The organism is Aliarcobacter trophiarum LMG 25534 (assembly GCF_003355515.1).
GTDB lineage: Bacteria > Campylobacterota > Campylobacteria > Campylobacterales > Arcobacteraceae > Aliarcobacter > Aliarcobacter trophiarum.
Window position 1 is genome coordinate 1,686,650 of record NZ_CP031367.1, and the last position, 14,309, is coordinate 1,700,958.

The 14,309-nt window shown below is 29.6% G+C and carries 14 protein-coding genes; 4 read left to right on the forward strand and 10 right to left on the reverse strand.

Going from position 1 to position 14,309, the window contains the following annotated elements:
* Positions 1 to 7 precede the first annotated feature (7 nt).
* The 4 genes from ATR_RS08670 (at position 8) to efp (ending at position 4,738) form a co-directional block, all read left to right on the forward strand.
* Complete coding sequence (locus ATR_RS08670) at positions 8 to 847, forward strand: 4-hydroxy-3-methylbut-2-enyl diphosphate reductase (RefSeq protein WP_115429030.1); 840 nt, start codon at positions 8 to 10, stop codon at positions 845 to 847.
* 65 nt (positions 848 to 912) lie between these two features.
* Positions 913 to 2,568, forward strand: coding sequence for a 30S ribosomal protein S1 (locus ATR_RS08675; protein WP_115429031.1), 1,656 nt, complete (start codon positions 913 to 915; stop codon positions 2,566 to 2,568).
* A 10-nt stretch (positions 2,569 to 2,578) separates the two neighbouring features.
* A complete protein-coding gene (gene serA, locus ATR_RS08680) occupies positions 2,579 to 4,168 on the forward strand; it encodes a phosphoglycerate dehydrogenase (protein WP_115429032.1) in 1,590 nt (529 codons plus the stop codon).
* 9 nt (positions 4,169 to 4,177) lie between these two features.
* The gene (gene efp / locus ATR_RS08685) at positions 4,178 to 4,738 is read left to right on the forward strand and encodes an elongation factor P (protein ID WP_115429033.1); all 561 of its coding nucleotides are present in this window, start codon (positions 4,178 to 4,180) and stop codon (positions 4,736 to 4,738) included.
* A 101-nt stretch (positions 4,739 to 4,839) separates the two neighbouring features.
* On the opposite strand, the gene ribD is transcribed toward efp, so the two are convergent.
* From ribD to ATR_RS08735, 10 genes are all read right to left on the reverse strand, one after another.
* Positions 4,840 to 5,847, reverse strand: coding sequence for a bifunctional diaminohydroxyphosphoribosylaminopyrimidine deaminase/5-amino-6-(5-phosphoribosylamino)uracil reductase RibD (gene ribD / locus ATR_RS08690; protein ID WP_115429034.1), 1,008 nt, complete (start codon positions 5,845 to 5,847; stop codon positions 4,840 to 4,842).
* Between the two features lie 12 nt (positions 5,848 to 5,859).
* Positions 5,860 to 6,288, reverse strand: coding sequence for a ribosome maturation factor RimP (gene rimP / locus ATR_RS08695; RefSeq protein WP_115429035.1), 429 nt, complete (start codon positions 6,286 to 6,288; stop codon positions 5,860 to 5,862).
* Positions 6,285 to 6,650: a 30S ribosome-binding factor RbfA gene (gene rbfA, locus ATR_RS08700; protein WP_115429036.1), complete on the reverse strand. Its 366-nt coding sequence runs from the start codon at positions 6,648 to 6,650 to the stop codon at positions 6,285 to 6,287. The genes rimP and rbfA overlap by 4 nt, the downstream gene beginning before the upstream one ends.
* Positions 6,650 to 9,289 carry a translation initiation factor IF-2 gene (infB, locus tag ATR_RS08705; protein WP_115429037.1) on the reverse strand — a complete coding sequence of 880 codons (2,640 nt, stop codon included), beginning with the start codon at positions 9,287 to 9,289 and terminating at the stop codon, positions 6,650 to 6,652. The genes rbfA and infB overlap by 1 nt, the downstream gene beginning before the upstream one ends.
* Entirely contained in the window at positions 9,279 to 9,545 is a 267-nt protein-coding gene (locus tag ATR_RS08710) for a DUF448 domain-containing protein (protein ID WP_115429038.1), read from the reverse strand. The genes infB and ATR_RS08710 overlap by 11 nt, the downstream gene beginning before the upstream one ends.
* A gap of 37 nt (positions 9,546 to 9,582) precedes the next feature.
* Positions 9,583 to 10,464, reverse strand: coding sequence for a homoserine kinase (gene thrB, locus ATR_RS08715; protein ID WP_115429039.1), 882 nt, complete (start codon positions 10,462 to 10,464; stop codon positions 9,583 to 9,585).
* A 115-nt stretch (positions 10,465 to 10,579) separates the two neighbouring features.
* On the reverse strand, positions 10,580 to 11,047 hold the full coding sequence (locus ATR_RS08720) for a hypothetical protein (RefSeq protein WP_228254225.1): 468 nt from the start codon (positions 11,045 to 11,047) through the stop codon (positions 10,580 to 10,582).
* Positions 11,037 to 11,948: a UDP-3-O-acyl-N-acetylglucosamine deacetylase gene (lpxC, locus tag ATR_RS08725; RefSeq protein WP_115429041.1), complete on the reverse strand. Its 912-nt coding sequence runs from the start codon at positions 11,946 to 11,948 to the stop codon at positions 11,037 to 11,039. Before lpxC ends, ATR_RS08720 begins: the two co-directional genes overlap by 11 nt.
* Entirely contained in the window at positions 11,945 to 13,330 is a 1,386-nt protein-coding gene (locus tag ATR_RS08730) for a M23 family metallopeptidase (RefSeq protein ID WP_115429042.1), read from the reverse strand. Before ATR_RS08730 ends, lpxC begins: the two co-directional genes overlap by 4 nt.
* Complete coding sequence (locus tag ATR_RS08735) at positions 13,323 to 14,309, reverse strand: DHH family phosphoesterase (RefSeq protein ID WP_115429493.1); 987 nt, start codon at positions 14,307 to 14,309, stop codon at positions 13,323 to 13,325. The genes ATR_RS08730 and ATR_RS08735 overlap by 8 nt, the downstream gene beginning before the upstream one ends.

The window sequence follows — 14,309 nt, forward strand, 5'->3', positions numbered from 1 at the left end:
AGAGATTTTGAAAATTGAACTAGCAAGTAGCTATGGTTTTTGTTTTGGTGTAAAAAGAGCTATTGAGATTGCACAAAAATACGAAAACAGTGCAACAATGGGACCACTTATTCATAATGAAGATGAAATAAATAGATTAAAAAAAGATTTTAATGTAGGATTATACTCTCAATTAAGTGATGTAAAACCAGATGATACTGTTATTATAAGAACTCATGGTATTCCAAAAAATGATTTAAAAGAGCTAAAAAAAGGAGTTAAAAAAGTTATAAATGCTACTTGTCCATTTGTAACAACTCCACAAAATATAGTAAAAAATATGTCAAAAGATGGCTATAGTATCTTAATTTTTGGAGATATTGAGCACCCCGAAGTAAAAGGTGTTAAATCTTATGCTTCAGATTTAGATGATGTTCATGTAATTTTATGTCCTGAAGATTTAAAAAATGTAAAATTTAAAAATAATAAAATTGCTTGTGTTGCACAAACCACAAAGAAAAAAGAGACCTATCTTGAAATTGTAAATGCTCTTATTTTAAAAAATAAAGAGGTACGAGTTTTTAATACAATTTGTGATGCAACATTTGAAAACCAAGATGCAGCTAGAGATATTTCAAAAAAAGCTGATATTATGATTGTAATTGGTGGGAAAAGTTCATCAAATACAAAACAACTTCACTCTATTTGCCTTGAAAATTGTAAAAACTCTTATTTAATAGAAAACGAAAATGAGCTTGAAAGTTCTTGGTTTATTAATAAAAATTACTGTGGAATAACGGCTGGGGCTAGCACTCCTGATTGGGTTATACAAAAAGTTATAGATAAAATAAAGAGCTTTAAACCATAATTTAAGTGATTTTTTTGTACAATCTTGCTATTTTAAAATAATCTGGTAAACAAAGAAGGTACAAAATGCGTATGGAAGATATAGATTTAGGTGAAGACTTTGACTTTGAGCAAATGCTAAATGAGTCTTTTGAGCAAGCAGAGAACAACTCTGTGGTTGATGGTGTAATTGTTGATATAAATGATGAGAGAGTTTTAATTGATGTTGGACAAAAAATTGAAGGTTTATTGTCAATATCTGAAATTACAACAAATGGTGAAGTAAAGTATAAAGTTGGAGACACTATTCCTGTTATGCTTATGGGGAATAGAGGGGAAAGACCTAATATTTCACATAAAAAAGTACTTCAAAAAGAGAAGTTTAATAACTTTATAGCTACTCACGGTGAAAACTTTGAAGATGTTACTATTGAAGCTAAAATAGTATCTGTTAAACAAAGAGGTGGTTTTACTCTTGAGGATTCAACTGGTTGTGAATACTTTATGCCACTAGCGCAATCTTATATGAAAACTATTGGAGCAATTGGGAAAACTGTAAAAGCAAAAGTTATTAAAGTAAACAAAAATCAAAGCTCTATTATAGTTTCAAGAAAAAAACTAATTGAAGAGAGTAAATCTATAAAAGATAGTAAAATTGCTGAAATTCTAGAGAATAATGTACCAGTAAATGGTGTTATTAAAAAAATCACATCTTATGGAATGTTTGTTGATTTAGGTGGAATAGATGGTCTTGTAAACTACAATGAAATATCATATAAAGGTCCAGTAAATCCAGCAAACTACTATGCAGAAGGTGACACAGTATCTGTTGTAGTTCTATCTTATGATAAAAATAAACAACACTTAAGCCTTTCAATAAAAGCTGCTTTATCAAATCCTTGGGAAGAGATAAGAGATAGATTAGAAGTTGGTGATACAATTACTGTAACTGTTTCAAATTTTGAGTCTTATGGTGCTTTTGTTGATTTAGGAAATGATATTGAAGGTCTTTTACATATTTCAGAACTTTCATGGAATAAAAATATCAAAAATCCAAAAGAGATTTTAAATATTGGAGATGAGATCAATGTTGAAGTAATTGAACTAAACTTTGACCAAAAAAGATTAAGAGTTAGTTTAAAAAATCTTCAAGAAAAACCATTTAATAAATTTGTAAACTCTCACAAAGTTGGAGACATTCTAAAAGGAAAAATTGCAACTCTAACTGAATTTGGTGCATTTGTTACTTTAGGTGATGTTGATGGTTTACTTCACAATGAAGAGTCTAGTTGGGAGCCAAATAGCAAATGTAAAAACCTTTTCAAAAAAGGTGATGAAGTTGAAGTTAAAATTATAAAAATTGATAGAGAAAAAGAGAATATATCTCTTTCAATCAAAGAGATAGCAACTTCTCCTGCAAAAGATTTCCAAGATAAATATAAAATTGGTGATATTGTAAAAGGTGCTATAAAAGATAAAAAAGATTTTGGTCTATTTATAAAACTTGAAAACAATTTAGATGGACTTGTAAGAACTGAAGATTTTGGACCATTAAATATTGATGAAGCTACAATTGGTGATGAGATTGAAGCTGTTGTTATAAATATTGACACTAAAAAGAATAGAGTTAGATTATCTATAAAAAGATTAGAACAACAACAAGAAAGAGATATGCTAAAGTCTGTAAATGATGATATGTCTATGACTTTGGGTGATGCTATAAAAGACCAATTCAAAAAGTAGGAATATTTTAATGAGTAAAAAAACAATTGTAGTTTGTGACCATATTCACGAAGCTGGATTAAAAATTTTAGAAAAAACAGAAGATATAAATTATATATTTGCAGCCAATGTTGATAAGGTAAAACTATTAGATATTATAAAAGATGCAGATGTTGCAATTACTAGATCTTCAACAGATGTTGATGAGAAGTTCTTAAACGCAGCAGTTAACTTAAAAGCAATTATAAGAGCTGGTGTTGGATATGATAATGTTGATATTGAAGGTTGTAGCAAAAGAGGAATAATTGCTATGAATGTTCCAACTGCAAACACTATTGCAGCGGTTGAGCTTACAATGGCTCATATGCTATCTTGTATGAGAAAATTTCCATATGCTCATAATCAACTAAAAATTGATAGAGTTTGGAAAAGAGAAGATTGGTATGGAAATGAACTTTATGGTAAAAAACTAGGTGTTATTGGTTTTGGTAATATTGGTCATAGAGTAGCTCTAAGAGCAAAAGCTTTTGAGATGGATGTTATTACTTATGACCCATTTATTCCTAGTACAAAAGCTACAGACTTAGGTATTACTTATACTACAAATTTTGATGATATATTAGCTTGTGATATTATTACAATCCATACTCCAAAAAATAAAGAGACTATCGATATGATAAGTTTCGATGAGATTAAAAAAATGAAAGATGGAGTAATTTTAATCAACTGTGCAAGAGGTGGATTATATAACGAAGAGGCTCTTGTAGAAAACTTAAAAAGTGGAAAAATAGCAATGGCTGGAATAGATGTATTCAAAAAAGAACCAGCAACTTCTCATCCACTTCTTGATTTACCAAATGTAACTGTAACTGCTCACTTAGGAGCAAACACTAAAGAGAGTCAAAAAGAGATTTCTGTTCAAAGTGCAAATAATGCAATAGAGAGTGCAAGAGGAGTAGCTTATCCAAATGCACTAAATCTTCCAATTGATGAGAGTAAAATCCCTAACTTTGTAAAACCATATATTGAACTTACTCAAAAAATGGCATTTTTATTAGCACAAATTAGCAAAAGCGAAATTAGAGCTATTGATGTTAGTGCAGAGGGAGAGTTAGCTGAATTTGTTGATTCTCTACAAACATTCGCTAGTGTTGGAGTTTTAAGTGCAAGTGCAAGTAGCAGTAGTGTAAACTATGTAAATGCAAACTTTATTGCAAAAGAGAAAAACATAGAGCTAACTACTAAAAAACTAACAAATAATAGTGGATATAAAAATAAAGTTACTATAAAAATAACTACTTCAAAAGGTGTAAAAACTATCTCTGGAACAGTATTTGAAGATAGTGTACAAAGAGTTGTAGATATAGATGGTTACAAAATAGATGTTGAACCAAAAGGTAAGATGATTTTAATGAAAAATAAAGATATTCCAGGAGTTATTGGACAAGTTGGAACACTATTAGCAAAAAATAGTATAAATATCTCTGACTTTAGATTAAGCCGTGGAAAAGAGAATACTGCTTTAGCAGTTATCTTAATAGATGAAAAAGCAAATTCAAAAGTAATAAGTGAACTTGATGGACTTGAAGCATCAATTAGTGTTGCTTATGCTGAGATTTAAGGAGAAAAAATGGCAATTGGTATGAGTGAATTAAAAAAAGGTCTTAAAATTGAAGTTGAGGGAATTCCATATAAAATTGTGGAGTATCAACATGTAAAACCTGGGAAAGGTGCTGCATTTGTAAGAGCAAAAATAAAATCATTTTTAAATGGAAAAACAATTGAGAAAACTTTCCATGCTGGAGATAAATGTGAAACTCCAAATTTACAACAAAAACAGATGCAATTTTTATATGATGATGGTGAACTTTTACAATTTATGGATACAACAACTTATGAGCAAGAAGGTTTGACTTATGAACAAGTTGGGGAAGCATTTGATTGGATAATTGATGGAATGCAAGTAGATATGATGTATTTTAACGGAAAAGCTATAACAGTTGAACCTCCTATGGTTGTAGAACTTAAAATTGTAGAAACACCACCAAACTTCAAAGGTGATTCACAAGGTGGAAGAAAACCTGCTACTTTAGAAAGTGGTGCTGTTATTCAAATCCCTTTTCATATTTTAGAGGGTGAGACTATTAGAGTTGATACAAGAACTGGTGAATACTTAGAAAAAGTAAAATAACAATCTCTCTTTAAAAGTAGTGTAATTCTACACTACTTTATAACTAATATTTCTTATTCTATTCCTATTTTACAAGACTTAAATGTTTTATCTTTATTTAATTAAGCTCTTCTTTTTAAAAAGACTATCTTTTCATCCCCTAAATAGTTTTCGTGTAGTATCTCAAAATCAATATTTAGTTCATTTACAGAATTTACTCCATTTCTAATCTTTGGACTTATTATTAAAACTACAAAATCTAACTTATCTTTTAAAATATCAAGAAGAGTATAAACTCCCTCAACCATAACAAACTTATAATCAAGCAATTTAAACAAATCATCACTAATAATTACTTTTCTATTTGGAACTTTAAAAAGGGGAATAGCTTGAGAAAAAGCCTTGTTTTTACTATATATAAAAACATCTGGCTCTCTTCCTTTTACATATCTAGTATCTAGTATTGGTTTATCAACTCTTACGCTATTTCCACCAATCATAAGAAGGTCTATTTTATCTCTTAAAGTATGTACATATAGTTTTGCTCTTTGTGAGCTAATTTGACCATCTATAGACCCATTTAGAGTTTGAGCCATTTTGAAAAATATAGAAGTTTTATTTTGCCATGATTTAAAAGGAAGTAGAAGATTCTCACACTCTTTTTCTAAAACCTTTGTTGTAACATCTATATTTTCACTTTCTAAAGTTTTTATTCCACCACTTGCTATTTTATTTGTGTCAATTAAACCAATAATCAACCTTTTAGGCTTTAAAATAGATAGAAGTTTTGCACAAGATGGAGTTTTACCATGGTGATTACAAGGCTCTAAAGTTGTATATATTTCACAATCTTCAAAGAAACCATTATGATTTTTGATTAAAAAGTCGTGAATTTCGCTACTTTTTTCTAAAACTTTTAAAAGGCTATTTGGTTCTTGTGTAAGAAAGGCTGTTTTTAGCGCATTTACCTCAGCATGAGAAAGCCCAGCTTCTTTATGTGCTTCAATAGCAAGTAACTTTCCAGCTTTTACAACAACACAACCAACAGCAGGATTTGGATAGGTTAAAAGTTGGAACTTCCAGGCTTCATCAATGGCTAATTTCATATAGAAATTATCATCAATTTTCATTTCTAACTTCTTTTACCACTCAAAATAAGTTGCAGCACTTAAGATATTATCATAAGTTATCTCTTCTTCACCAAACTCTGTTTTTATCACTATTTTTTCATCATCGGCACTTAAAAGTTCACCACTATAAACATCTGTTGCAAAGTTTTTAATCTTTACAAGTTCACCAATACTTGCAATAAAATGCTCTTTTTTCTTTAATTTTCTCTCAATTCCTGGTGAACTCACTTCAAGATGATATTTACCACCCATTGGCTCATCTATATCTAATAAAGGAGATATTAATCTTGAGATTTCGGCACATTTATCAAGATTTACACCATCTTTACTTGTAACAACAACTCTAAAAATATTATTTTCATGCTCTTTTGTTGTAACAATATCATATAGCTTTAAACCACTATTTTCAACTATTAGTTTAATTTGTTCTTCTAAATTCATTCTTCTTCACTTTTTGTTTTATCTTTTTTTATTTGTGCAAACAAATCTTCTATATGTTTTGATTTTTCCAAAGATGTATCAAGTTCAAACTTAAAATTTGGACATTTATACCATCCTGTACTTGCCAATACATCACTTTTTATTCTTCCATTTGCTTTTTTTAGAGATTCTATTACCTCTTTTACCTCATTTTTATCAAAATCACTACCATCAAAATACACAACTGCATCATATTTTCCATTTTTACAATTAACACCTGTTATTGGTAAAGAGTTTATTTTACTATTTGATAATTGTGATAGAGCTTGAGGTATAAGCTCCATCAGTAAGGATTCTGTTCTTTGAAGATTTATACTTTTCATCAGTCGTCAATTTTTACTTTCTCTTCTATTTGAATAAATGTCTCAATATAATCTCCAACTTTTATATCATTGAATTTATCAAACATAATTCCACACTCATATCCACTTGCAACCTCTTTTGCATCATCTTTAAATCTTTTTAGTGATGATATTTTTCCAGTGTATGTTACAACTCCATCTCTAATAATTCTAGCATGTCCACCACGAATTACTTTTCCATCTGTTACTAAACATCCAGCAACTGTTCCAATTTTTGGAACAACAAATGTATCTCTAACTTCTGCTTGTCCAGTATTTTCTTCTCTTATAATAGCATTCATCATACCAGATAAGGCACTTTTTACATCATCAAGTAAATCATATATAATTGAATATGTATTTATCTCAACTCCATCAGATTTTGCTTTTGCTTTTATAGCACCTGTTGGTCGTACATTAAATCCTAAGATTATACAACCTTCACTAGCACTTGCAAGAACGATATCTGATTCAGTAATACCACCAACAGCAGAGTGAATAACTTTTACTTTTACTTCATCATTTGCAATTTTCTCTAAAGAGCCTTTAATTGCCTCAAGAGATCCGCCAACATCAGCTTTTATAATAACTGGTAGTTGTTTTATTTTACCTTCAGCTATTAATCCACTCATCTCTTCAAGTGATACTTTTGTAGATTTTGATAGCTCTTTTGCTCTTGCATGCTCAGCTCTTGTTGTAGCAATATCACGAACCTCTTTTTCACTATCCATAGCAACTAAACTAGAACCTGTTGTAGGTACTTCATTTAAACCTAAAACTGTCCCAGTTTCACTAAGACCTAGCTCTTTTACAATCTCTCCCATATCATTTGTAATAGCTTTTACTCTTCCAAAAGTAGTATCACAAACAATATTATCTCCTACTCTTAAAGTTCCATTTTGTACTATTATATTTGCAACAGGTCCTCTTCCTTTTTCTAAACTTGCTTCAATAACTGTAGCCTTTGCTTTTGCAGTTGGATCTGCTTGTAGTTCAAGTAGCTCAGCTTGGATTAGAATATTTTCAAGTAACTCATCAACACCATCTCCAGTTCTTGCTGATACTCCAATAAATTCAATATCTCCACCCCAATCAACAGGAGTTAGGTTTCTTTCAGCCATCTGAGCTTTTACCATATCTGGATTAGCACTCTCTTTATCCATCTTATTCATAGCTACAATAATTGGACAACCACTAGCTTTTGCATGAGAAATAACCTCTTCTGTTTGAGCTTTTACACCATCATCAGCAGCAACAACAATTATAATAATATCTGTAACATTTGCACCTCTAGTTCTCATAGCAGAAAATGCTTCGTGTCCTGGAGTATCTACAAATGTGATTTTTTGTCCATTTTTAGTAATTGTATAAGAGTTTATATGTTGTGTAATTCCTCCTGCTTCACCTGAAGCTACCTTTGAGCTTCTAATTCTATCTAGAAGTGAAGTTTTACCATGATCAACATGTCCCATAATTGTAACCACTGGAGGTCTAGTTACAAATGAAGATTTATCAATCTCTTCATCATAAGTTTCCTCATAGTTTACATCTTCAAGCGCATCTTTTACAGTTACTTCAATTCCAAACTCTTCACCCAAAATCTCTAACTCATCTTGTTTTAAAAAGTCATTTTTTGTAACCATCATTCCCAAATGAAATAGTACAGTAATAACTTCAGCTGGAGTTTTTCCACAAGCTTCTGCAAATTCATAAACTCTAATATCTTCAGGAATTACAATAGAAGAAATATCCTCTTTCTCTTGAGTTCTTACAACTCTTTTCTTTCTCTTTCCTCTTTTAAGACCTGTTGGAGTATTTCCAAAAGCTGCCGGTTTTGAACTTCTTGAGTGGTTTGTAGTATTTATAGGTTTTGGTTCATCAAAAATTTTGAAATTATCTTGTAAATCCATATCAAGTAGAACAACTTCATCTCCTAAAAGTGAGTCATCACTACTTTTAAACTCTTCACTATTATTTGTAACTTCTAGTTTTTTACCATGGTCTTGAGCTTTTATAGGAGTTTTTTTCTTCTCTTTTTTTACTTTTTGATTTCTTTGATTATCTTCTCTTGATAAGTTTTTCTCTTCAAAAACTCTCTCTTCATTTTCACCAAAAATATCACTTAAAGTTTTTTGAGTTTTTTTAGCTTCAAAGTTCTCATTTATTACTTTTACCTCTTGTTCTTCTGGTCTTTTTTTCTTAATTATTACAAGACCCTTTCTCTTTGGAACAACTTTTACAGGATTTATTACATTATCTTCATCATCTTGAATAGATATATTTTCTTCTGTTTTTAAAAGAGGTTTTGAAATAGCTGGTTTTTTGATCTCTAATTTTTCTAAATTATTATCTTCTTTCTCTTTTTTATCTTCAGCTTTTTCTGATTCAGTTTTTATCTCTTTCTCTTTTTTTGGCTTTACCGCTTTTTTCTCTTGTGTTTCTTTAATCCTAGAACTCTTTCCAGTCATTATATATTGTGTAATTGCTTCTGCATCTTCAAAAGAGACAGTAGCTTGTGCAGTTTTTAACTCTATTCCTAGCTCTTTCGCCTTTTGCATAACCTCAGCACTTGTCGATGCAGCTTCTTCTGCAATTTCAAAAACTCTTACTTTATCTGACATCTAATAAAATCTCCTCAAGTTGTATAACATAGTTACCTATATTTTTGCACTCTCTTCTTAGTGCTTTTTCAAATTTCTTCACATTTTTCATACTTCTAAACTCCTCTTTACAGGGTTTACAAATATAAAAACTTCTACCTTGATTATCATAAATCAATAATCTATTTTCTGAACACTTATATCTTAAAAGTTCGCTTTGCTCAAATTTTCCTCTGCAAAAAATGCAGGTTCTTAAGATTGTTTTCAAATTAGCCAAATATTATACCTAATTTTTTCTTAATAATATAAAATAATTATATTTCAATTTTTACACCATTGTTATCAAAATCTACACTCATTACTCTAAAGTGTGGAAATTTCTCTTTTAATGCAAGTTCTAGTTTTTGGCTATCTTCACTATAAGCTATTGAAAAGAATGTAGATCCTGAACCAGAAAGAGTACTCATTAAAGCACCATTTTTCAAAGCAGTCTTTTGTACTTCAAAAAGCTCTGGCATATGTTTCATCCTAAATTGTTGATGAACAACATCAGCACTAGCATATTTTAACATATCCCAATTTTCACTCATAAATGCAGCTGTTAAAAGTGATGAGTGAGATATATTAAAAATTGTATCCTCTTTTGAGTATTTATATGGAAGTGTTTTTCTTGATAATGTAGTTGAAATTGGTCTATTTGGTATAACAACAACTGCTTTTAAAGTTTTAGGAATTGATTTAGTTATAAATTTTACCTCATTTTCATGCACACTTGCCACATTAAAACCTCCCATAACAGCTGGTGTAATATTATCAGGATGACTTTCATATGCTAAAGATAGATTTAAAAGCCTTGCTTTTTCTACTTTTATTCCTTCAATTGCATAAGCACTAGCAATTGCTGAAACAATAACAGCCGAAGAGCTTCCCAGTCCTCTTGAAAGTGGAATTTCATTAAAGAACTCAAATCTAAAATGTCTCTTTTTTTGTGTTAAATTATAGTAAAAGTCGTTAAAAATAGAGATAAACATATTATTATCTTTTAAAGCTGGATTATTTGAACCCTCACCTTTTAAAGATACACTATGGAATTTTGATGGTCTTATTATTACTTGGTTCTTTAGATTTAAAGCTATTCCTAAACAGTCAAATCCAGGCCCTAAATTGGCACTAGTTGCTGGTACACTAATTCTCAAATATTCTCCTTTTTAAATGGTTCCAATTTAAAAAGGAACCGTTTCTTTTATCTCTACTTTTTATAGCAAGGATTAAAAAGTAGCAAAAACCTAAAAGCATTCAAAGATAAAGCCTTTATACAGCTGGTAAATTATATATTGGCAAAGTATCTTTAGAAAAAGTTATACTTTCTAAACTCTTTGGTAATTCAAAATCCGAAATTTTACACATATTTGGCAAAAAATCTACTTTAATATCTCCATTTTCATTTATAAAATATTTTTTTCCCAAAGCTTTTATTGGTGAATTTTTATTAAAAAGGAATCCATTTGCTGCTAAAAACTCAATATTTTTTATCATAGTTATAGTTTTTAAAAATATATATGCAATTTTTATAGACATAAAAGAACCAGGAGTATTTACATAAATTATAGTTTTTATATCATACTCATCTAATAAATCTTTAAATAATACTGGTAATTTATCAGAAGTAAGACCAACTATCTCAATCTCTTTAATAAGCTCTTTATCTTTATAAACTCCAATTAAAATTGGGTTAGAAATAGTTATAACTAAAACTTCTATCAAATTTTTACTCTGCACTCAACTGTTTTGCAAATGCCAATTCAAATACTTTTGCTTCACTACTTGCCTCTTCTAAATCAATGATTTCATAATTATCTTTATCTTCATATAGTTTTTTTGTCAAAAGATGATTTAAATGATGGCTTCCAGCAACTGCTTCGTACTCACCTATCATTGTATATTCTAAAAGCGCCATATCTCCAATTGCATCAAGAATTTTATGTCTTACAAACTCATCATCATATCTTAAACCCTCTGGATTTAAAATCTTTGTTTCATCTAAAACTATAGCGTTTTCCATACTTCCACCAAGAGCTAATCCTATGCTTCTTAAATATTGAACCTCATGTAAAAACCCAAATGTTCTAGCCTTTGCAATACTCTCTTTATAATCTTCAATTGAGTAATCAAAGTGAAATTTTTGGTTTCCAATGGCTGGATGATTAAATTTAATCTCAAAATCATAAACTATTCTATTTGATGGTTTTAAGCTTACTCTTTTCCCATCTTCTGTTGTTACAACAACCTCTTTTTTAATTTTTATTGCTTTTTTACTCTCTTCTTGCTCAGCTATTCCAGCCTCTTCAATAAGCATACAATATCCACTTGCACTTCCATCTAAAATTGGAATCTCATCATTATCTAAAACAATTCGTAAGTTATCAATCCCATAAGCATAAATTGCACTTAAAAGATGCTCAATAGTTGAGACAATAACACCATCCTTCCCTAAAACAGTTGCCATTTTTGTATCCACAACAAACTCTTTTTTAAGTGGAATAGTGACAGCTACATCGCTTCTATATATTATAATTCCACTATTAGAAGGCATTGGCTCTAATCTCATTTTTACTGGAACTCCTTTGTGAAGCCCTATTCCAACAATTTCAATATCTTTTTTTATTGTTCTTTGTTTCATCTCTTGTTTCCATCTATAATTTTTATTGCACTATTTATTGTGTTTGTAAGATTTAGTTTCATCCAATTTGCATCTAACCACTCATTAGGATTTGCCTCTATACCTTGAACCAAAATTCCAAAATGTAAATGATCTCCAAAAACAGCACCAGTTGAACCAGTATTTCCTATCTCTTGTCCAGCACTAACCATATCACCTACATCAACACTTTGACTGCTTGTATGTGCATATAATGAAGCTAAGCCCAAACCATGATCAATAATAATACTCTCTCCATAAATTCCCAAATATCCTCTAAATATAACTTTCCCTGGATTAGTTGTAACAATACTTGCTCTTTTTACACTAGCCCAATCCATTCCTAAATGCCAAGCTTCATCTATTTTTTCATTCTTATAAGAGTAGTGTCTTCTCTCACCAAACATTGCAAAAGTCTTTGCATTTGTCATTCTTATAAAAGTTTTAACATCAAAAGGCATATTTTGGCTATCCGCAAAGTTCTTTATTACAACATTCCTCATAGTTGTTAGATTTTTTGATCTTAAATCTTTATTTGCTTTTACAAAAATCTCTTGTGGTGTTGTTGGAATATCCATATTACTTAACTCTAAAACATTTTTACTAACACCATATATGAAATCATCACTAATACTTAAGTTATCAACTTTTTCTTTAAATCTATCATAATAAAAAGGAACTTTTGTAGATGACTTATTCCCAGCCATATCAATAGCAACAACCTTTACTCCCTTAAAATCTATTAAATCTATTGGCCATGTAATAATTGATATATAAAAATTTTTCTTGTGAAATGGGAATAATTCAAAAATAACTTCATCATTAAATGTTACATAATAATCTTTTAAATTTTCATCATTTATTTCTGCTATTAATATCCCACTACCACCTTGCTTTATCATATATGAGTTTGAAATAACACTAGTTTGTGGAGGCCTTCTATCTATTATTAAATCTGTATCTTTAATTGTTTCATTTCCATCAAAAAAATTCCAGCTACTACTATCTTTTGCTTTTACCCTTAAAATAGCTTCTGTAGCTTTAAATCCCTCTACTGATTTTAAAGGTTTTATTTCAAAAGTTAAAATCCCAGTAGCCTCATCTTGATTTACTAATTCACTTTCTAAAATAGTCTCTTTTTGATTATCAATTAAAATAGCTTGAAAAGATTTTAGTTTACTTTTATCTGAAACTTCTACCTTAATTGGAGTTTGTAAATTCCAATAAATATTTTTTTGATTAACTTCTGTTTGAACATAAATAGTAGGTTCATCTCTATCTAAAGTTAAAATAACACCTAAAATAATAACAACAACTAGCATAACTGCAATACTTATATATAATAATCCACTTTTTCTATCCATAATATTTTATAACTTCCTTTAACACTAAATTTTTTGCTTCTTCAACATCTTTTATTTCTAATGTACAACCTGATGCATTAAAATGCCCACCACCATCAAAAATAGAAGCTATTTTTGAAACATCAATATCATTTTTAGATCTCAAAGATACTCTACAAGCTCCATTTATAACTCTTATAAAAAATGCAACTTTTACTATCTCCATGCTCATAATCATATCAAGAGCATCTTCGCAATCTCTGGAATGTGCACCTGTACTTTTAAACCACTCAGAAAGAGCATAAATTGTTGCTATTTCTCCCTCTTTATAAAGTTCTAAGCTATCTAAAACTTTTGGAATAATCCTATATTTTGCTAAACTATCTCTTCTTAAAAGCTTATTTGCAATAAATGATGGACTAGCTCCACTCTCAACTAAAAAGTTCACTTTTTTAAAAGTCTCTTCATCACATCTTCCTAAAGAAAATGCCAAAGTATCATCATATATTCCGCAATAAAGAGACTCCGCACTATATTTTGATATATTTAAACCATTATACTTAAAGAACTCAAAAACAATCTCAGCTGTACTACTTTTATATGGATCTACTAAATTTATCTCTCCAAAATTATTATTTGAAACATGGTGATCAAAATTTATAAGTGGTACCTCTTTGGGTAAATCAAACCCCAATCTCTTATAAGTTCCACAATCAACACTAATAGCCAAATCATAAAAAGGTGGCAAAATATTTGTAATTTTATCAAATCTATTTAAAAAATCTAAATTTTTTGGTAAATCTGAACTAATATTAAAAACTTTATGTTTGATCTTATTCTCTGCAAATAAGTTTGAAAATGCTAAAGCACTTCCAATAGAATCAGGGTCTGGGTTTACATGAGTAATTATTAAAATATACCTACTTCTTTTTATAAGCTCCAAAGCCTTTGAGTACAAACTCATATCTATTTTATTGCTTAAAATAAAATCTTTTTTCAA

Coding starts and splice junctions, on each gene's coding strand:
- ATR_RS08675 (WP_115429031.1), top strand. CDS start 913: ATGCGTATGGAAGATATAGATTTAGGTGAAGACTTTGACTTTGAGCAA.
- serA (WP_115429032.1), top strand. CDS start 2,579: ATGAGTAAAAAAACAATTGTAGTTTGTGACCATATTCACGAAGCTGGA.
- efp (WP_115429033.1), top strand. CDS start 4,178: ATGGCAATTGGTATGAGTGAATTAAAAAAAGGTCTTAAAATTGAAGTT.
- ribD (WP_115429034.1), bottom strand. CDS start 5,847: ATGAAAATTGATGATAATTTCTATATGAAATTAGCCATTGATGAAGCC.
- rimP (WP_115429035.1), bottom strand. CDS start 6,288: ATGAATTTAGAAGAACAAATTAAACTAATAGTTGAAAATAGTGGTTTA.
- rbfA (WP_115429036.1), bottom strand. CDS start 6,650: ATGAAAAGTATAAATCTTCAAAGAACAGAATCCTTACTGATGGAGCTT.
- infB (WP_115429037.1), bottom strand. CDS start 9,289: ATGTCAGATAAAGTAAGAGTTTTTGAAATTGCAGAAGAAGCTGCATCG.
- lpxC (WP_115429041.1), bottom strand. CDS start 11,948: ATGAAACAAAGAACAATAAAAAAAGATATTGAAATTGTTGGAATAGGG.
- ATR_RS08730 (WP_115429042.1), bottom strand. CDS start 13,330: ATGGATAGAAAAAGTGGATTATTATATATAAGTATTGCAGTTATGCTA.